The following is a 19,638-nucleotide window of genomic DNA, read 5'->3' as shown; positions in this document are numbered from 1 at the left end:
CCGGAACGCGGGAGCGGCAGACGGCGGTCGATGTCAGGTGCGGGTGATCAGGTCCGTCATGGAGACCAGCACACGACGTTCCCCGGTGAACGCCTCCCGACCGTGCGACCAGCGCATGTTGTCGATCACCAACAGGTCGTGCGGGGCCCAGTCGAAGCGCTGCTGACGGCGCTCGAACGCCGACCGGACCGTGGCCACCAGCCCGTCCGGGATCTGCGAACCGTCCCCGAAGAGCACGTCGTTGGGCAGTCCGTCCTCGCCCAGGACGGCCACCAGGTCCTCGCGCACCCCGGACGGGAGCGACGACTGGTGGAACAGGACCAGGTGGTTGAACCACAGGCGCCGTCCGGTGCGCGGGTGCGTCGCGAGGGCCGGTGCCCGGCGGACGGTGCGCAGACAGTCGTCCTCCAGCCACTCCCGTTCCAGACCGCCCTGCGCGCAGAAGAGGTCCACCTCGTCGCGCCGCTCGGTCTGGAAGGCGTCGCGCCAGTCGAGACCGACGCCGCTGCCGTAGTTGCGCACGTACCGCAGGCCCCGCCGCTCCACGGTCTCGATCACCTCGGCCGGGAGGTGGTCGAGGACGGCCGTCACGTCCGTGATCGGGGTCGCCCCGCCGCTCGACGCCGGCACCGCGGAGAAGAACGCCAGCCGCGCGGGCCAGGCACTCGCGTACGAGGACTCGCAGTGCTGCGGGATCACCTCGCGCGGCGGGTACTCGGTCGACGTGAACACGCCGGCGCCCACCTCGCTGCGCGGGGTGGACCTCTCCGTGTACGCCAGCGGCTCGAACCCGAGCCATTTCAGCGCCTGTTGGAAGTCCTCGGTGCCCTGGGCACGGCCTCCCCTGATCAGGGCCGCCCCGTTTCCGGCGACGGCTTCGTCGATCGCCTCGGCGTGCCGGCGCGTGAAGCTCTCCAGACCCTCGCCGTTCGCTTCGAGCACGCTGATACCCGTCAGATCGTTCAACTCTCGCAACTCCCTCGGAACTTGTGGACTGGATCGGCGCTGCGCCCCGGCGCGCCGTCGGCCGCTGCTCACCGCTCGCCGGCCTTGGTCAGCGCAGCGTCGAGGCGAGCGCGCCGAGCATGGGTGCCGCCGCGGTGAACAGGTAGTCGTGCCCGCCCGGCAGCCGCCGCGAGGTGAACTCGCCGCCCGCGCAGTCCCGCCAGCGCGCCAACTGCTCCTCGCCCACCAGCGGATCCCCGGCGCCGCCGAACACATGGAGAGGGAACCCGAGTCGTACCGCCTCGGTGGGCTGGTAGCCCTCGACGAGGGCGAGATCGCGGCGGACGGTGCGCAGCGCGTACCGGAGATACTCCGGATAGCGCGACAGCTCCGGCGGAAAGGCGCCGAAGCTGTTCAGCCGCTCCAGCAGATCCTGATCCGCCAGCCGTGACACGCGCGTCGGTACCGGCGCGTGCGGGGCCCGGGACGCGGAGACCAGCAGGGCGGCCGGCGGGTTGAGTCCGCGCCGGCCCGCCCGCACGGCGATCTCGTAGCCGAGCAGGGCCCCGAAACTGTGGCCGAACAGCGCGTACGGCATGTCGAACTCCTCGGCGATGCCGTCGAGCACCGCGTCGGCCAACTCCTCCAGGGTGGGCGGCAGTTGCTGTCCGGCGCGCACACCCCGGCCCGGCAGCTCCACGGTGGCCAGCTCGAAGTCCGGTCGTACGGCGGCCAGTCGCCAAGGCGCGAACGAACCCGAACTGCCGCCCGCCGGGGGCAGACAGAACAACCGCAGCCGGGTGCGCGTCGCGGGGATCCGGCCCACGATCCACGGACGCCCCGACGCGCACGAGCGTCCGCCCGTACCGGATTCCGCGGCCTGCCGGACTCCACGCTCCGCGGCGACATTGGCGGCGGCGTTCGTGCCCATGCGATTCCCCGTCTGTGATGGTCTCGGTCTGTGACGGCCTCGGCCGGCGCCCGTTCCGCACGGCCTTCCGTCATGTCGGCATAGTGGGCGGAGTGCGCAGGCCGGAACCAGGCATACGGACCGGCAACCGGGTCTGCCGCCGGGCTGCCTGGCCGGTTGCCCGACCCCTCGCCCGACCCCGTGCGCGACCGGCTGCCTAGGACAGGTTCCGAGGCGCCGTCACCGCGAACAGCCCGTCCATGACCGCCCGGACGGTGGCCTCGGCACGGCTCTGCGGGAAGTAGTGGCCGCCGGGCAGGACACACAGCCGGTGCGCGGCGGTCGTGTACGCGGCCCACGGCTCCACGTCCGCGACCGGCGAGACCGTGTCCTCGCGGCCGGCCAGGGCGACCACCGGACACGCCACCGGTACCGGGCCCGGGACCAGATACCGCTCGGCGAAGGCGATGTCACTGCGCACCGCCCGCAGCAGGTCCGTGAGGAAGCCGGGGAAGGCGAGGAGTTCCTCGGGCAGCCCGCCGGTCTCCCGCAGCCAGGACACCAGCCGCGCGTCGTCGCCGTCGGTGACCGGCTCCCGGTTCAGCGGCACATGGGGTGCCCGAGACCCCGACACCAGCAGGGCGACCGGAGCGAGCAGCGGCTCCCCCTGCTCGATCTCCCGCTCGATGCGCAGGGTCAGTTCGTAGCCGAGCAACGCACCGAAGCTGTGCCCGTAGATCGCGTACGGCATGGTGAACTCCCCGCGCAGCGCCCCGAACAGGGAGTCCAGCAGCTCATCGAAGGTGCCCGCGACCGGTTCGTCGATCCGCGCCCCCCGGCCCGGCAGATCGACCGGCGCCAGTTCGATGCCCGCGGGCACGTGCGGCCGCCAGCCACCGAAGACACCGGCGCCCCCGCCGGCGTGCGGCAGACAGACGATCCGGGTGTGCGGCGGCACGGGTGCGTAACGGGCACTGATCCAGGCGGAGTTGGCGGTGGTGGTGTGGGATGCGCTCATGGCGGCCAGCCTCGGCACCGCGGCCCGCGGCGGCCAGGCATCGCCGCGGCAACTTGGGCCCGGTCCGGCCAAGCTGCCGGTGCGCTGCCTGGCTCCGGTCCCCCCTCGTCGAGCAGCATGCGCTGAACGACAGCGGTACGGACTTCCGGCGCCCAGACGGGTCTTCGGGACGGGTACGGGGGTGAGGGGCGTATGGCCAAGGCGCGGTCGGCCGCCGTGGAGAGCAGGGCCGAGGCGGACAACGCCCCCCGGTCGCTGTGGCGCAACCTCGACTACATGTACTGGTGGACCGGCAACGGTGTGTCCGCGCTGGGCACCAGCATCTCGACGCTCGCCTTCCCGCTGCTGGTCCTGCACGCCACCGGGTCGGCCGCCCAGGCCGGCAGCATCACGGCCTGCCACATGATCGGCGCGCTCGTCACCCTGCCGCTCGGCGGGACCCTCGCCGACCGCGTCTCGCGCCGCGCCCTCATGGTCCTCGCCCCCCTCCTCCAGGCCCTCGCGATGGGCACCATCGCCCTCCTCGTCCACCGGGGCGATCCCGCGATCGCCGCACTGGACGCCCTGGCCCTGGCGGGCGGCCTGGCGGCGGGGCTGCGCAGCGGGGTGTCGATGCCGGCGCTGCGCCGGATCGTGCCCAAGGAACAGGTGTCCGCCGCGACGGCCCAGGGCATGGGGCGCGACATGGTGGCCCGCCTCGTCGGCGCGCCGCTCGGCGGCCTGCTGTACTCGCTGGCCCGCTGGGTGCCGTTCCTCTTCGACGCGGTGTCGTTCCTGTTCGTCGCCCTCGCCTCGGCGCTGATCCGCCGCCCGCTGGGTCCGGACGGGCCCGCGGGCCCCCGCCCCGGCGTGTTCGCCGACATGGCCGACGGGCTGCGGATGATCCGCCGCAGCGACTACCTGGTCTTCACCATCCTCTGGGGCGCCGCGCTGAACGCGGTGACGGAGGGCTTCACCCTGCTCTTCGTGGTCCTCGTGCAGTTCCGCGGCGGCGGCCCCACCGAGGTCGGCACCGCGTCGTCCCTCGCGCTGGCCGGCGGTCTCCTGGGTTCCGTCGCCGGGCCGGCGCTGATGCGCGGGCTGGGCGCCCGGACCGTGCTGCGGCTGGCCGCCTGGATGTTCGTGGCCTGCTTCGGGGCTGTCGTGTGGGTGCCGCGGCCGTGGCAGATCGGCCTGGTGCTGCTGGTCGCGATGGCCAGCATCGTGCCGCTGAACGTGGTGACCGAGTCGTACCAGGTGCGGCTGGTGCCGGACGCCTATCTGGGGCGGGTGGCGTCGGCCCACCGCTTCAGCGTGCAGGTGGTGCAGTGGGCCGGTCCGCTCGGCGCGGGTCTCCTCGCCGACGCGCTCGGGGTGCGCGGCGCCATCGGGGTGCTCGCCGTCGTCATGGCGGTGCTGGCGCTCGCGCTGCATGTCGCCCGGCACCAACTGCGTATCCTGGACCGTCCGCCGGCCGAGGTACGGGAGCTCGCTCCGGTCTCCCCGGCCGCCGCCGTCCGCGGTCCGGACGGCACCGCTCGACCGGAGATCCTCACGAGCACAGCCGTGGAGAAGGGCGACCGCATGACCGAACACCCGGGGTTCCCCGACCGGGCCCGGCCGGAGGCGGACGCCCTGTCGCCCGTCTCACCACCTGCCGTGCCGTCCGCCGACGGCATCCTCGCCGCGGACCGGGACCGTGACCTCGTCGCCGAGCGGGTGCGTACGGCGGTGGCCGAAGGACGCCTGGAACTGGGTGAGTTGGACGAGCGGCTCGCCGCGGTGTACGCGGCCAGGACACTCGGCGAACTGAGGGCGGCCGGCCTGGACCTGCCCGTGCCGGGTCCCAGGGACGCGCTCGTGGTGGACCGTACGCCCGCCTCGCCCCTGGCCGTCGGTGTGTTCGGCGGGTTCGCGCGGAGGGGGGAGTGGGTCGTGCCGCCCCGGTTCACCGCCCTGTCGGTCTGGGGCGGCGGACGGCTCGACCTCACCGAGGCCCGCTTCGCCCGCCAGGAGACCGAGATCCGTGCCGTCGCCCTGTGGGGCGCCACCGAGATCCTGCTTCCCGAGGACATCGAGGTCGAGGTCAAGGGCTTCGGACTGTTCGGTGTGTTCGGCAGGCGGGGCGCCCGCAGGACCGGCAGGCCCGGCACACCGCGCGTCGTCATCAAGGGCATCGCCCTCTTCGGTTTCGTCAAGACCAGGACGGTCCCGGGCCGGCCACCCGCGTACTGACCGACACCTGGACCGGAAACCCCGCCGACCCGGGGAACGCCCCGCCGACCGGCGGCCGACGGAGGAGCACCATGGACGGACTCGTACGGACCACCTCCCTCGCGGACTCGGTCCGCGTGCTGCGGACCGGCGCCGTCGGGGTGCGGGAGCACACGGAGCGGGCCATCGAGCGCATCGCCGCCGTCGACCCGGTCGTCCAGGCGTTCGTGGCCGAGCCCGGCAGGGCGGACCGGCTGCGGGAGGCCGCCCGGGACCTGGCCACGCGCACGTGGCCGGACCGGCTCCCGCCGCTGTACGGAGTTCCGGTGGGCGTGAAGGACATCGTGCACGTCGACGGGTTGCCCACCAGGGCCGGTTCGACTCTGCCCGCCGAGGTCCTGACGGGCGGCCAGGCAGTGGTCGTCGACCGCCTGCTGCGGGCCGGCGCGCTGATCGCGGGCAAGACGGTGACCGCCGAGTTCGCCGTCGCCGCACCCGGGCCGACGCGCAATCCGCACCGGCCGGAACACACGCCGGGCGGATCGAGCAGCGGTTCCGCGGCGGCCGTGGCCGCGGGCCTGGTCCCCCTGGCCATCGGTACCCAGACCATCGGCTCCGTCATCCGGCCCGCCGCCTACTGCGGTGTCGTCGGCTTCAAGCCGAGCCACGGACGCGTCCCGCTCGACGGAGTGCTGCCCACCTCCCCGTCGTACGACACCGTGGGCACCTTCACCGCCACCGTCGCGGACGCCGTCCTCGCGGCCGAGTGCCTCTGCGACGACTGGCGGCAGGCCCCTGCCACGACCGGCCGTCCGGTGCTCGGCGTGCCCGAGGGCCCCTACCTCGGCTTCACCGAACCCGAGGCCCTGGCCGTTTTCGAGCAGCAGGTGAACGCCCTGCGCGCCGCCGGATACGCCGTGGAACGGGTGCCCCTCTTCGAGACCTTCGAGCAGGACGCGTTCACCCTGTTCGTCGTCAACCTCCACGAACTGGCCCGGTCCCACGCCGACTTGTACGCCCGCTATCCCGAGCGTTACGACCCCCGCACCGCCGACGCGATCCTCCAGGGCCGGCGGGTCGGGCCGGCGGACTACACCGTGGCGCTCCGGAAGCGCCAGGCGTTCCGCGACCGCCTCACCGAGGCGACGAGCCGGCACGGCATCGACGTATGGATCGCTCCCGCGGCCACCGGCCCGGCCCCCAAGGGCCTCGACAACGCGGGCGACTCGGTGATGTCCCTGCCCTGGAGCGGCGCGGGGCTGCCCACTCTGACGGTGCCCGCGGGCCGCTCGACCACGGAACTGCCCCTGGGCATGCAGTGCGTGGCCGGCTACGGCCAGGACGAGCGGTTGCTGCGCTGGGCACTGGACCTGGAAGCCGCACTGAGCGCGTAGCGCCTACCGGAGCGGTTGCTCAGAGCCAGTCCCTCCGCTTGAAGACGACGTACAGACTGGTGCATACGACCGCCATCAGGAGAATCGCGAACGGATACCCGAGCACCCAGTGCAACTCCGGCATCCGATCGAAGTTCATCCCGTAGATCGTCCCGACCAGCGTCGGCGCGAACAGGATCGCCGCCCAAGAAGAAATCTTCTTGATCTCCTCGTTCTGCTCGAACCCCGCCTCCGCCAACGCCCGCATCTCCGCGTTCTGTTGCTGGGTGACCAGGGTCGCGTTCACCGTGAGGATGTCCGTGAGGGCCTGGCGGAAGCCGTCGACTCGTTCGCTGGTGTGGGTGACGTGGTCGGCGACGTCGCGGAGGTAGCGCTGGAGTTCCTCGTCGGTGCCGTACTTCGCGAAGCCTGCCATCAGGCTGTGCAGCATGCCGACCAGGGGGCGGGTGGCGCGCTGGAACTCGACCATTTCGCGGGAGAGTTCGTAGATGCGGCGGGAGACCTGCGGTTCGCTGCGGAAGACCTCTGTCTCGATCTCGTCGATGTCGATCTGGACGCCGGCGACGACCGGCGCGTAGCCGTCGACGACCGCGTCGAGGATGGCGTACAGCACCGCCTCGGGGCCGAGTTTCAGCAACTCCGGGGATTCCTCCATGCGTTGGCGGACCGCCGACAGGTCGGGGGCCGCGCCGTGCCGGACCGTGATCACGAAGTCCGGGCCCACGAAGACGTGGAGTTCGCCGAAGTCGACCTCCTCCGTGGTGTCCAGGTAGCGGGCCGCGCTCAGGACCACGAACAGCGTCTCGCCGTAGCGCTCCAGTTTCGGGCGCTGGTGGGCCTCCATCGCGTCCTCGACCGCCAGCGGGTGGAGGTCGAACTCCGCGGCCAGGGACAGGAGTTCACGTTCGGTGGGGCGGGCGAGGCCGATCCAGGCCATGCCGGACGGCTGTTCGCGCAGTTCGCGGAAGGTGTCGGCGAGGGTGTCCGGTGCCGAGACGCGCACGCCGTCCCGGTACAGGGCGGCCTGGACGACGCTGCCCGCGTCGGAGGGGTCCGAGGGGGTCGCGTCGGCGGTGGACACCGGGGGTTCGGGAGCGGGTGCCGGGGGCGGAGACGGGGTGCGGCGCCAGCCGGGCGTCCTGCCGTTCCTGCTGTTTCCGTCGTTGTTCGAGGTGGGGCGGGCGCGGCGCTGGGGCATCGCGGTGCCTCTCGATCGGGCCTACGGCTGCGTGATCACGGAGCACGAGCAGGATATACGGGGCAAAGGGTAAACGACCTGGGTGTGGGATCCGGGGTCCGGGGTTCAGGGTTCGGGGTTCGGGGTTCGGGGTTCGGTGAGAGTTGCGGACAGAAGGTGTCCGCAACCATCGTTAGCGTGCGGAGCGTGACGACCAAGGCAATCAAGGCGACCAGGACGACTGTGGCTACCAAGGCAGCGAAGACGACGAAGGCGGCGACCATGACGAAGGCCCCCGTACTCGGCACCCGTTCCCTCAACCGCGCCACCCTCCACCGGCAACTCCTCCTCCGCCGCTCCCCGCTCTCCGCCCGCGCCGCCGTCGAGCATCTCCTCGGTCTCCAGGCCCAGAACGTCAAGCCGCCGTACTACGCCCTCGCCGCCCGCCTCGACGGATTCGTGCCCGAGGAACTGTCCGGGCTGATGGCCGAGCGCGAGGTCGTCCGGATCGTCACCATGCGCTCCACCATCCACACCCACACCGCCGCCGACTGCCTCACCCTCCGCCCGCTCGTGCAGGCCGCCCGGGATCGTGAGCTCGGCAACTTCCGCAAGGGGCTCGTCGGTGTCGACCTGGACCGGCTCGCCGTACTCGCCCGTGAGCTCGTCGAAGTCGAGCCGCACACCATGAAGGAGTTGCGCGAGGCCCTCCTCGTCGAGTGGCCCGACGCAGATCCGCAGGCCCTCGGGATCGCCGCCCGCTGCAAGCTCCCGCTCGTCCAGGTCACCCCGCGCGGACTCTGGGGCCGTAGCGGACAGGTCGCGCTCACCACCGCCGAGCACTGGCTCGGGCGATCCGCCGAACCCGCGCCCGCCCCCGACGCGACCGTCCTGCGCTATCTCGCCGCCTTCGGGCCGGCCTCCGTCAAGGACATGCAGACCTGGGCGGGTCTGACCCGGCTCCGCGAGGTCTTCGAGCGGCTGCGCCCGCAGCTCGTCACCTTCTACGATCCGAACGGCGTCGAACTCTTCGATCTCCCGGACGCGCCCCGCCCCGACGCGGACACCCCGGCCCCGCCGCGTTTCCTGCCGGAGTTCGACAACCTGCTCCTCTCCCACGCCGACCGCACGCGTGTCGTACCGCCCGAGTACTGGGGTCGCGCGTGGTGGGGCAACGTCGCCCACCGGACGTTCCTCGTCGACGGGTTCCTCGCCGGGGTCTGGAGAATCGACGACGGGAACGGCCACCTCGTCGTCGAGCCCTTCGGCAGGCTGACCAAGGCCCAGCGGGGTGAGGTGGTCGCCGAGGGCGCGCGGATGCTCGACACGCTGCACAAGGGGACGCCGTACGACATCCGGTTCGGGACGGTCGTACAGCCGTAGAACCTGAGAGCCGTGGTCCCCTGGCAGGTTCAGTCCGCGCGGCCCGTCACCGCGACCGTCACGCCGAGGCCGATCATCGTGAAGCCGCCCGCGCCGCCGATCAGGGAGAGGCGGCGGTCGGAGCCGGCGAACCAGGTGCGGGCCGCCGAGGCGGTCAGGCCCCAGAGGGTGTCCGTGACCAGGCCGATCGAGATCGGGATGAGGCCGAGCAGGAGCATCTGGAGCGGGACGTGGCCCGCGGAGTGGTTGACGAACTGGGGGAGTACGGCGGCGAAGAACACCACGCCCTTGGGGTTGGTGACGCCGACCAGGGCTCCGTCGAGGACCGTGCGGAGGTCGCCCCGGGGCTCCTGCCCAGGTGCTGTCCGCATCGCGGACGCCTTCAGGTCCTTGCGGTGGCGGAATGCCTGGACGCCCAGGTGGACGAGGTAGGCCGCGCCCGCCAGCTTCACCGTCAGGTAGATCGTGACCGAGCGTTCGACCAGCGCGCCGATGCCGAACGCCACCGCCGTCACCAGCAGGTACGAGCCGAAGACATTGCCGATCGCCGTCGCCACCGCCGTACGGCGGCCGTGGGCGAGGGCGCGGCCGATGACGAACAGGACACTCGGTCCCGGGATCACGATCACCAGCAACGACATCGCGGCGAAGGCGAGGAAACGGTCCGTGGACACCATGCGATCACTCCCATCCTGCGCTCATTGAAACAGGCGGGAAGGGGTCCGCTCCAGGGGCCGGTTGGTGGCCCGCACATGGATAGGGTGCGTTGCGGGCTGCTCGTGGAAGCCCGCAACGCACCCTGGTATTTCCCTGAGGGGTGCTCAGGAGTTCTTCCGGGTTACGAGTTGACCTGCGTGGTCACCAGGCTGGAGAACGTGGTCAGCCGGGAGTAGACACCCGGGTAACCCGCCTCGGCACAGCCCTCGCCCCAAGAAGTGATCCCTGCCAGGACGCCCCCGATGAGCAGGGGACCGCCGCTATCGCCCTGGCAGGTGTCTACGCCGCCGGATGTGTATCCGGCGCAAACCATGTCGGACGCGATGAAGTCCGAACCGTAGGAGCTCTTGCAGCTGGAGTCGGACACGATCGGGACGGTCGCGGTCCGCAGCTGGTTGGAGGAGCTGCCGTTCTCCGAGGTGGTGCCCCAGCCGAGGATGCGGGCGGTGGTGCCGGCCGCGTACACGCTGGTCTGGGAGGAGGAGACGTACGAGGCCGTCGTGTACGGCATCGACGTCGACAGCGTCAGGACGGCCACGTCGTCGCCGTTGGTGGCGTCCGTGTAGCTGGGGTTGATCCAGATCTTGCTGACCTTGCTGACGGTGCCGTTCGTTCCGTTGAGGTACGTACGACCGCCGACCACGCGCACGCTGCTGGTGGTTTCGCCGACCATGCAGTGGGCGGCGGTGACCACCTTGGTGGCGGAGACGAGGGTGCCGCCGCAGAACTGGTTCTGCGAGGCGTCCGTGATCTGCATGACGAACGGGTACGTCGTCGTCGTGGTCGTGGAACCGCCGACGATGGGCTGGGGGGCTGCCACAGCGGTGGGGGCGCTGAGCAGTGCGGTCGCTGCGGCAGCGGCGGCTGCTGCGACGACCGCGGTCGTTCTCCTGGCGCGGTTGAGCCCGAACATGAGTCTCCTCATTGGGTTGCCGGTGGGGGTCGCGCGGGTGTGGGGGGTGCAACGGGGGTCGCGGGACCGACCCCCGTATGCCCGGGCGAGCGGCACACCCATAAGCTAGAACCCGGAACACCCTGCTCCCAATGAGGGAACCCCCTAGGGGAGTTGGGCAGGGAAAACCCTCGGTCGCCGCACAGTAAACCCGTAGGGTCCTCAGTTCGGACGGCGCCCCGCCGCCAGTCGGACGATATCCACCCGCGAGCGGATCCCCAGCTTGCGGTAGACGCGGGTCAGGGTCGCCTCGACCGTCTTGACGCTGATGAACAGCCGGGCGGCGATCTCCCGGTTGGTGGCGCCCTCCATGACGAGCGCGGCGACCTGACGCTCCATCGAGGCCAGCCCGTCGAGCCCCTCCAGGGTCGGCGCGGGTGTGGGCACGGGCGCCGGCTCCGGCGCCCTGGCGACGGCCGCCTCGTCCACCTGGCGCAGCCAGGGCAGCGCCCGGCACCGGCGGAACAGCCGGGTCGCCTCGTCGTACGACGTGGGGCCGGGCTGTCCGGTGCGCAGCGACGCCAGCGCGAAGGCGGCGCGGGCCTCCTCCAGGCCGTAGCCCAGTTTGGCGAGGCGGTCCTGGACGGATGTCAGTTGGGCGACGGCCTCGTCGTGTTCGCCGCGGGCCGCTCTGACGAGTGCCTCGGCGCGGTCGAGTACGGCGAGGACGCTCTCGCGGCCGAGGCGCAGCGCGCGTTCACGTGTCACGTCGATGACGTCCTGGGCCTCGGTGGTCTCGCCGATCCGGACGAGCGCCTCGGCGAGGTCGCCGTGCCAGCGTCCGCGCGCCGGGTCGGTCACCCCGAGGGCCTGCTCCAGTTCGCGGACCCGGCGCAGCGAGCGGACCGTCCCGTGCGCGTCCCCGGCGACCAACTGGGCGTATCCCAGGGCCCCGAGGGCACGGGACAGGTACATCTGGTCGCCGTCCTCCTCGGCGTGCTCGACCGCCTCGCGGGCCAGCGCCAGCCCCTCCTCGACGTCACCGCCGGAGGCCTCGGCGAGTGCGGTGAGCATCGCGGACGCCGTCTGGCCGATCCCGGAGTCGCGGGCCAGCCGCAGGCCCTCGCGGGCCAGGTCGAGGGCGCGGCCGCAGTGCCCGGAGCGCAGTTCGGTCTCGGCGAAGCCGCGCAGGAAGTGCACCTCGCTCTCCACCGACCCGCGCCGCCGCACCTCGCGCAGCAGCGCGGTGATGGTCGCGCGGGCCTCGGGCAGCTGATCGCTCATCACCAGCCAGCGGAACCGGGCCGAGCCGGCGCCGTTGTGATGGCACGCCACCCGCGGGTCCTGCGGCTCCTTCAGCGCGCGCTTGATGGTGAGCGGGGCGTCCGGATGGCCCATCAGGGTCTCGGTCTGCGCCTGGAAGGAGAGCGCGAGGAGTTCGGTGCGCCGGTCACCGGCCCGCGCGGCGAGTTCCGCGGAGCGCGCTGTCTCCGCGCGGGCCCCGGCGAAGTCGCCCTCGACGAGCAGGGCGCGCCAGGCCAGTTGGTAGCGGACCAGGGCGAGCAGCCGGGGGTCGTCGCCCGCGTCGGCGAGGGCCTGCGGGAAGACGGCGTCGACGTCCGCCATGGAGTGGCCCGCCGTGTCGATCACGATGATCCAGGCCCGCACCCGCTCGGCGGCCACCGACGTCCGGGTCAGCACCTCGCGCGCGATGTCCCGGGCGAGGTCCAGTTCTCCCGCGGTGATCGCGTCCTCCGAGGCCTGCAACCGGCGCTCGTCCGGCCCCGGCACGCTGTCGCCCGGGGTGTGCCGGGCGGCCAGCAGCCCGAGCGACGCGGCGACCGAGGGCGCCCCGCGGTCCCGGGCCAGGGTCGCGGCCTCGGCGAGCCGGGCGGCGACCTCCGGGTCGGTGCCGGTGGTCGCGAGGGCCAGGTGCCGGGCGCGCTCGATGGGATCGGACGCGGCGGTCGACAGCGCCGCGTGCGCGGCCCGCCGCTCCTGCGCGGGCGCCTCCGCGTACAGCGCGGCCGAGATCAGCGGATGCGCGAACCGTACGGCGGGAGCCTCGGACTCCGTTGCCAGCAGGCCGAGTTCGGCGGCCTGGGCGGTCTCCGCCTCGGCGTTCTCCCGGCCCGCGGTCTGCAGCAGGGCCACCGTGGGCCGGGCGCCCGCGCTCGCGACCAGCAGCGTGCGGCGCGCCTCGGCGGGCAGCATGTCGAGCCGGCTCAGCACCAACGCGCGTAGTGAAGTGGGCACGGGCAGCGGCTCGCCCGGTCTCGGCGGGGTCGGGTTCTCGGCCAGCGCACGCCCCAACTCCAGCGCGAACAACGGGTTTCCGCCACTCGTCCGGTGGATCTCACGGACCGTGGAACGCGGCAGCCCGGTGTATCCGCGATGGTCGAGCAGCGCCGACACCTGCGCCCGGGACAGCGGACTGAGCCGGAACGCCAGCGTGTCCGGCGGCGACGCGCTCAGATACCGGTCGTACTCCTGGCCCTCGGTGCGCACCGCGAACACCATCTGCACCTGCGTGTCCCCGAGCCGCCGCGCGGCGAACCCGAGCAACTCCGCGCTGGCCGGGTCCAGCCACTGCAGATCATCGGCTACGACGAGGACGGGACCGTCGGCCGCGAGGGCGCGCAGCGCGGACAGGACGGCGAGGCGCAGGGCGAGTCCGTCGCGCTGGAGGGAGGACTCGCCGCGGCCGGTGAGCGCGGATTCCAGCGCCGTGCGTTGGGCGGCGGGCAGTCGCTCGGACACCTCGTCCAGGACCAGACCAAGGAGGTCGGCGAGGGCCAGGAAGGGGAGATGGGATTCGGACTCCGTGGCCGAGCAGCGCAACACGGTCCGCGCCGTCTCGCCGTATTCCGCGGCCAACGCCCGCAGGACGGTGGACTTTCCTATTCCGGCGGGGCCGTGGAGCAGCACACTGCCCCCCTCGGCGAGCTGGTCACGGGCGGCGTTGAACATCTCCTCCCGGCCGATGACCAGGTCGGGGCGCGTTCTGGCAGGCTCCTTGAAGTCCCGTCGCACGGTCACCGCTCCCCTCGTGTGTCGTGTCCGGGCCAATATTAGGCAATCAGTCCTTGAAATTCGGATGGACGGGGTCGTGAGGGAAATAACAACTGTGCGGCATCAGGAAATTCAGAGCTCCGATGAATGAATAGCCACTCGTCGCGGGAGCCCCCTCAGGGGCCGCCGACGGGGCTACCACCACCCCTCTCACGGCAGCACCCCCGCCCGCCGCGCCGCCACCACGGCCTCCCCGCGGGTGTGCGCCCCGAGCCTCCGCATCGCCGAGCGCAGATAGCCCTTCACCGTCTCCGGCCGCAGCCCGAGCCGCTCAGCCGCCACCGCGTTCGTCGCCCCGGCCGCCACACAGGCCAGGACGTCCAGCTCCCGAGGCGCCAGTTCCACGTCCCCGGTGGCCGGCTCCGCCGTCAACAGGCCGCAGGCGTCGAGCAGTTCGGCCCGCAGCGCCGGGTCCGGGATGCGCGGGGCCAGCGCCCGCAGCGCCGCGTGCGCCTCCCGCACCTGCTCCCACGCCGGGCTCGCCGCCGGGTCGGGGGTCGGTGCCGGGCGTGCCGCGCTCAGCAGCTCCAGCACCTCCTCCTGTACCACCAGCGCCTGTTCCACGTCCCGGGCGGCCTCCATCGCCGCGCTCAGCATCCGGTCGCCCAACGGCTGGGCGGTGCGCAGCGCGCCGTAGAGGACACCGCGCACCCGGCGGCGTACGACGACCGGGACCGCGAGGATCGCGCGGAGGCCCTCGACGGCGACTGGGGCGTCGTACTCGTGGCTGATCTGGCGGGAGGCGGAGTAGTCGAGGACGGCGCACGGGCGGGCGAGGGCGACCGCCTTGCCGCCGAGGCCGCTGCCCGAGGTGATCGCGAGGGCGCGCAGGGCGGAGGTCGCCGTGCCGCTGAGTTCGCTGATGCGCATCTGCCGGCGGCCGGTCTCCACCAGGCCGCCGAAGGCGACGGGCAGCCCCGTACCCCGCCGGAGCCGTACCAGCGCCGACTGAATCTCCACCATTCCCGCCGCGTCCGTCGCCACCCGCGTGCCCCTTCATTGCGGCCGACCTGCTGCACACACCCCCGTACGGGGGTAGTGAGACCCACATCACGGATTACACGATGTCAGAGAGCCGCCCGGCAATGGTCCGGTACTTAGGAGGACAGATGACGACGGCAAGTGAGTCGTTCCGTAGCGCGAGGGATTTTCTGCTGGCGCACCGTACGGACTATGTCACGGCCTACGAGGGTTTCTCCTGGCCCAGGCCCGAGCACTTCAACTGGGCGCTCGACTGGTTCGACGTCATCGCGACCGGCAACGACCGCACCGCGCTGCACATCGTCGAGGAGGACGGCACCGAGGCCGCCCTGTCCTTCGCGGAGATGTCCGAGCGTTCGAACCGGGTCGCCAACTGGCTGCGCGCCCAGGGCGTCCGCGCCGAGGACCGCGTCCTCGTCATGCTCGGCAACCAGACCGAGCTGTGGGAGACCGCGCTTGCCGCGATGAAACTGGGCGCCGTCGTCATCCCGGCCACCCCGCTGCTCGGCCCCGCCGACCTGCGCGACCGTGTCGCACGCGGCCGGGTCCGGCAGGTGATCGTGCGCTCCGGGGACGTCGACAAGTTCGACGAGGTGCCCGGGACCTACACCCGGATCGCGGTCGGCGGTGGGGTCGAGGGCTGGCGGACGTACGAGGACGCGTACACCGCTTCCGCGGAGTTCACGGCGGACGGCCCGACCCTGGCCGACGACCCGCTGATGCTGTACTTCACCTCGGGCACGACCGCCCACCCCAAGCTGGTCGAGCACACCCACACGTCGTACCCGATCGGGCACCTGGCGACGATGTACTGGATCGGTCTGCGCCCCGGCGACGTGCACCTCAACATCTCCTCGCCCGGCTGGGCCAAGCACGCCTGGTCGAACCTCTTCGCGCCGTGGAACGCGGAGGCGACCGTCTTCATCCACAACTACGCGCGCTTCGACGCGGCCCGGCTGATGGCCGAGATGGACCGCGCGGGTGTGACGACGTTCTGCGCCCCGCCGACCGTGTGGCGCATGCTCATCCAGGCCGACCTGACCCAGCTGCGCACCCCGCCCCGCGAGGCGCTGGCGGCGGGGGAGCCCTTGAACCCCGAGGTGATCGAGCAGGTCAGGCGTGCCTGGGGCGTCACCGTCCGGGACGGCTTCGGCCAGACGGAGACGGCCGTGCAGGTGTCCAACAGCCCCGGTCAGCCGCTGAAGACGGGCTCCATGGGACGGCCGAGCCCCGGCTACCGGGTCGAACTCCTCGACCCGGTGTCGGGTGCGCCGGGCGCGGCCGAGGGCGAGATCGCGCTCGACCTGTCCGACCCGCCGGTCGGCCTGATGACCGGCTACCACGGAGACCCGGACCGTACGGCGGAGGCGATGGCCGGCGGCTACTACCGCACCGGCGACATCGGCTCCCGCGACGCGGACGGCTACATCACCTACGTCGGCCGGTCCGACGACGTCTTCAAGGCCTCCGACTACAAGATCTCCCCGTTCGAGCTGGAGAGCGCGCTGCTGGAGCACGAGGCGGTGGCCGAGGCCGCCGTGGTGCCCGCACCGGACGAGCTGCGGCTCGCCGTACCGAAGGCGTACGTCGTCCTCGCGGCGGGCTGGGAGCCGGGACCCGACACGGCCAAGGTGCTGTTCGAGCACTCGCGCGACGTCCTCGCCCCGTACAAGCGCATCCGGCGGCTGGAGTTCGGCGACCTGCCCAAGACCGTCTCCGGCAAGATCCGCCGGATCGAACTGCGGGAGGCGACGGCCGCGGGGTCGGACGCCGAGTACCGCGAGGAGGACTTCCGATGACCCCGCCGTCGAACGCGCCGACGAACTCGTACAGCCATGGAACCAGCGGGACTTCACTCCTCGGCGACACCATCGGGGCGAACCTCGACCGGGCGGTCGCAGCGTGGCCCGACCGCGAGGTGCTCGTCGACGTCCCGTCCGGGCGGCGCTGGACCTACGGCCAGTTCGCCTCCGACGTCGAGCGGTTGGCGTACGCGCTGCTCGCGAGCGGGGTGGGGAAGGGCGACCGGGTGGGGATCTGGGCGATCAACTGCCCCGAGTGGGTGCTCGTCCAGTACGCCACCACCCGCATAGGCGCGATCATGGTGAACATCAACCCGGCCTACCGGACCCACGAGGTCGAGTTCGTCCTCAACCAGGCGGGGATCTCGGTCCTGTTCGCCTCGGCCGGCCACAAGAGCAGTGACTACCGGGCGATGGTCGAACAAGTCCGGCCCAAGTGCCCGCAGTTGCGGGAGGCGGTGTACGTCGGCGACCCGAGCTGGGACGCGATGGCGGCCCGGGGCGCGGCCGACCGTGCGGAGGAACTGCGGTCCCGTGAGGCCGAGTTGTCCTGCGGCGACCCCATCAACATCCAGTACACCTCGGGCACGACCGGCTTCCCCAAGGGAGCCACCCTCTCCCACCACAACATCCTCAACAACGGTTATTTCGTCGGCGAGTTGATCGCGTACACCGAGCAGGACCGGGTCTGCGTCCCGGTGCCCTTCTACCACTGCTTCGGCATGGTCATGGGCAACCTCGCGGCCACCTCGCACGGCGCGTGCATCGTGATCCCGGCCCCGTCCTTCGACCCGGCGGCGACCCTGAAGGCGGTCCAGCAGGAGCGCTGCACGTCCCTCTACGGCGTACCGACCATGTTCATCGCGGAGTTGAACCTCCCCGACTTCGCGACCTACGACCTCTCCTCGCTCCGCACCGGCATCATGGCGGGCTCGCCCTGCCCGGTCGAGGTGATGAAACGGGTGGTCGCCGAGATGCACATGGCGGAGGTCTCCATCTGCTACGGCATGACGGAGACGTCCCCGGTGTCGCTCCAGACCCGGCGGGACGACGACCTCGAACACCGCACCGGCACGGTCGGGCGGGTGCTCCCGCACCTGGAGGTCAAGGTCGTCGACCCGGCGACGGGTGTGACTCAACCCCGGGGCGCGGCGGGGGAGTTGTGCACCCGCGGCTACAGCGTGATGCTCGGCTACTGGAACGAGCCCGAGAAGACCGCCGAGTCGATCGACGCGGGGCGCTGGATGCACACGGGTGACCTCGCGATGATGCGTGAGGACGGCTACGTCGAGATCGTCGGCCGCATCAAGGACATGATCATCCGGGGTGGCGAGAACATCTACCCGCGCGAGATCGAGGAGTTCCTCTACACCCACCCGAAGATCGCGGACGTCCAGGTGGTGGGGGTGCCGGATGAGCGCTACGGGGAGGAGGTGCTGGCGTGCGTGATCCCGCGAGACCCGGCGGATCCGTTGACCCTGGAGGAGCTGCGGGGGTTCTGCGAGGGGAGGTTGGCGCCTTTCAAGATTCCGAGACTGCTCCAGATCATGGACGCCTTTCCGATGACGGTGTCGGGGAAGGTACGGAAGATCGAGCTGCGGGAGCAGGCTGTTCGGGGGCGGTGAGGTGGGGACTCCCCAGGTGCGGGTCTGTGTCTGAGGGCGTCGTGGTGGGCCGGGGGCCGGGGGCCGGGGGCTGGGTTGCCGGGGTGTGGGGTGACTTGGACTTGGCCGCGCGGTCTGCTGGTGGCGTGTGCGGGGTGTTGGGTCGGGGGCGCTGGTGCTGGGTTGGCCTGCGGTGACTTGCTGTGTGGGTGCGTACGACGGCCTGGGATGCGTCTGGCGGGGGCGGTCGGGGGGCGAGTCCGGCGAGGCCTGCGACTTGGCGCGGCCTCGTGGCGATGTCCCGCAGCTGCACGTGGCCGTCGGCGTACGGACTCCCTGGGCCCGCGTCTTCGTCCGGCGGCACGGCAGTCGCCTGCTGCCTGCCGCTCGGCGTCCGCCGTCACGAATCACCCGCGACCGCTCAACTAACTCCCCGCCGCGACGAGTTGGCCGGTCAAGTCGCCCGCCGCCCGCCGCCCGCCGCCCGCCGCCCGCCGCCCGCCGCCCGCCGCCCGCCGCCCGCCGCCCGCCGCCCGCCGCCCAGTATCACGAGCACGCCCTGATCGCCATGAACCAACCGCGACCACTCAACCAACATTCCGGCGGGTCGAGTTGGTCGGCCAGGTTGTTCGCTGGCTGGGGTGTGTCCGTGAGGTCGGGTGGGTCGGTCTTCGGCGAGACTCGCGGCTTGTGGTGCGTCCTTGCTGTGCCGTCAGGTAGTTGTCCGTCGCCCGGCGTCTGCTGTCACGAACCAGCCGTAGTGGCCGCGAACCAACCCCGCCCGCCCGACTAGCTCCCCGCCGCGTCGAGTTGGTCGGCCAGGTCGTTCACCGGCTGGGGTGTGCCCGTGAGGTCGAGGACGAACAGGGGGACGCGGAGGGCGTCCGCGCGGGCGCGGGCGTCGTCGGCGTAGCCGGCCAGGGAGAAGTAGACGCACTCGGTGGACTCCGTCATGGCCGTCAGCCAGAGGCACTCCACATCGCGCAGTGAGGCGGGCCGTACGGTCGGGTCGACCTGGGCCAGGATGCCGCGGGCGGCGAGGCCGATGCCGGACGGGGGCCGTTGGTCGGCGCGGCGGATGTCCCGGTAGCCGAGCCAGCGGAGGTAGAGCGCGGCGGCGGTGACCGCGTCGCGTGCGGTGCGGATCGTGACGGGTTGGAAGGCCGGGCGGCCCTCGACCTCGGCGCCGACCTTGGGGGGTCTCGCGGCGGGTTCCGATGTCGGTTCCGCGCCGGCGACCGGTATCCGCAGCAGGGTTCCGCACGGGCAGCCCAGCTCCGGGTACGGCCACTCGTCGAGCCGGCCGCAGGCCGCGCAGCGGACCGCGATCCAGTCCTCGTCCCACACACGGTGGTTCACGACGGTCGCCACGCCGCGCTGGTCCAGCGGCGGGGCGACCGGGGCCCCGCACACACAGGGATACGACGGCGCGGCGTAGACGTGTTCTCTTCGGCACGCCGGACAGCGCACCGGCACGCTCTCGGACATGAGCCCCATAGTCCTCCTGAAAACCCCTGCTTGTCCGTCTCTTGACGGCCTTGGTCACCCCA

Annotated in this window: 14 protein-coding genes; 5 read left to right on the top strand and 9 right to left on the bottom strand. The window is 72.0% G+C overall.

The genetic code is table 11. The features are described 5' to 3' along the window. Window positions 1-33: 33 nt before the first annotated feature. The 3 genes from OG226_RS11615 to OG226_RS11605 form a co-directional block, all read right to left on the bottom strand. Window positions 34-966 (bottom strand): TauD/TfdA family dioxygenase, encoded by a 933-nt coding sequence (locus OG226_RS11615; protein ID WP_329348830.1) that lies wholly within the window; start codon window positions 964-966, stop codon window positions 34-36. Window positions 967-1,054: 88 nt separating this feature from the next. Further along, window positions 1,055-1,876: a thioesterase II family protein gene (locus OG226_RS11610; protein ID WP_329348829.1), complete on the bottom strand. Its 822-nt coding sequence runs from the start codon at window positions 1,874-1,876 to the stop codon at window positions 1,055-1,057. A 196-nt stretch (window positions 1,877-2,072) separates the two neighbouring features. Continuing rightward, window positions 2,073-2,873, bottom strand: coding sequence for a thioesterase II family protein (locus OG226_RS11605; RefSeq protein ID WP_328677036.1), 801 nt, complete (start codon window positions 2,871-2,873; stop codon window positions 2,073-2,075). A gap of 192 nt (window positions 2,874-3,065) precedes the next feature. On the opposite strand from OG226_RS11605, the gene OG226_RS11600 reads away from it, so the two are divergent. After that, window positions 3,066-5,087: an MFS transporter gene (locus tag OG226_RS11600; protein WP_329348828.1), complete on the top strand. Its 2,022-nt coding sequence runs from the start codon at window positions 3,066-3,068 to the stop codon at window positions 5,085-5,087. A 71-nt stretch (window positions 5,088-5,158) separates the two neighbouring features. Then, the gene (locus tag OG226_RS11595) at window positions 5,159-6,460 is read left to right on the top strand and encodes an amidase (RefSeq protein WP_328677032.1); all 1,302 of its coding nucleotides are present in this window, start codon (window positions 5,159-5,161) and stop codon (window positions 6,458-6,460) included. A gap of 19 nt (window positions 6,461-6,479) precedes the next feature. On the opposite strand, the gene OG226_RS11590 is transcribed toward OG226_RS11595, so the two are convergent. After that, a complete protein-coding gene (locus OG226_RS11590; RefSeq protein WP_329348826.1) occupies window positions 6,480-7,658 on the bottom strand; it encodes a magnesium and cobalt transport protein CorA in 1,179 nt (392 codons plus the stop codon). Between the two features lie 261 nt (window positions 7,659-7,919). On the opposite strand from OG226_RS11590, the gene OG226_RS11585 reads away from it, so the two are divergent. After that, window positions 7,920-9,020: a winged helix DNA-binding domain-containing protein gene (locus tag OG226_RS11585; protein WP_328686290.1), complete on the top strand. Its 1,101-nt coding sequence runs from the start codon at window positions 7,920-7,922 to the stop codon at window positions 9,018-9,020. Window positions 9,021-9,049: 29 nt separating this feature from the next. On the opposite strand, the gene OG226_RS11580 is transcribed toward OG226_RS11585, so the two are convergent. The 4 genes from OG226_RS11580 to OG226_RS11565 all read right to left on the bottom strand — a co-directional run bounded on the left by OG226_RS11580 (window position 9,050) and on the right by OG226_RS11565 (window position 14,685). Then, window positions 9,050-9,697 (bottom strand): LysE family translocator, encoded by a 648-nt coding sequence (locus OG226_RS11580; protein WP_329348825.1) that lies wholly within the window; start codon window positions 9,695-9,697, stop codon window positions 9,050-9,052. Window positions 9,698-9,858: 161 nt separating this feature from the next. Next, the gene (locus OG226_RS11575; protein ID WP_328677026.1) at window positions 9,859-10,650 is read right to left on the bottom strand and encodes a S1 family peptidase; all 792 of its coding nucleotides are present in this window, start codon (window positions 10,648-10,650) and stop codon (window positions 9,859-9,861) included. Window positions 10,651-10,851: 201 nt separating this feature from the next. Beyond that, entirely contained in the window at window positions 10,852-13,668 is a 2,817-nt protein-coding gene (locus tag OG226_RS11570; RefSeq protein WP_329348823.1) for an ATP-binding protein, read from the bottom strand. Between the two features lie 183 nt (window positions 13,669-13,851). Next, window positions 13,852-14,685: a helix-turn-helix transcriptional regulator gene (locus OG226_RS11565; protein WP_329348822.1), complete on the bottom strand. Its 834-nt coding sequence runs from the start codon at window positions 14,683-14,685 to the stop codon at window positions 13,852-13,854. Window positions 14,686-14,810: 125 nt separating this feature from the next. Here OG226_RS11565 and OG226_RS11560 point away from each other — a divergent pair, with 125 nt between their 5' ends. Further along, window positions 14,811-16,481, top strand: coding sequence for an AMP-binding protein (locus OG226_RS11560; RefSeq protein WP_329348821.1), 1,671 nt, complete (start codon window positions 14,811-14,813; stop codon window positions 16,479-16,481). Then, window positions 16,478-18,109, top strand: a complete 1,632-nt coding sequence (locus OG226_RS11555; RefSeq protein ID WP_329348820.1) for an AMP-binding protein — start codon at window positions 16,478-16,480, stop codon at window positions 18,107-18,109. Before OG226_RS11560 ends, OG226_RS11555 begins: the two co-directional genes overlap by 4 nt. Window positions 18,110-18,877: 768 nt before the next feature. Here OG226_RS11555 and OG226_RS11550 read toward each other — a convergent pair. Further along, window positions 18,878-19,585 carry a hypothetical protein gene (locus OG226_RS11550; RefSeq protein WP_329348817.1) on the bottom strand — a complete coding sequence of 236 codons (708 nt, stop codon included), beginning with the start codon at window positions 19,583-19,585 and terminating at the stop codon, window positions 18,878-18,880. Window positions 19,586-19,638: the final 53 nt, after the last annotated feature.

Origin of the sequence: Streptomyces sp. NBC_01261, from assembly GCF_036226385.1 — a bacterium.
Lineage (GTDB): Bacteria > Actinomycetota > Actinomycetes > Streptomycetales > Streptomycetaceae > Streptomyces.
Note: the sequence above shows the minus strand (reverse complement) of the source record. Positions and strands in the feature narration are given on the sequence as shown.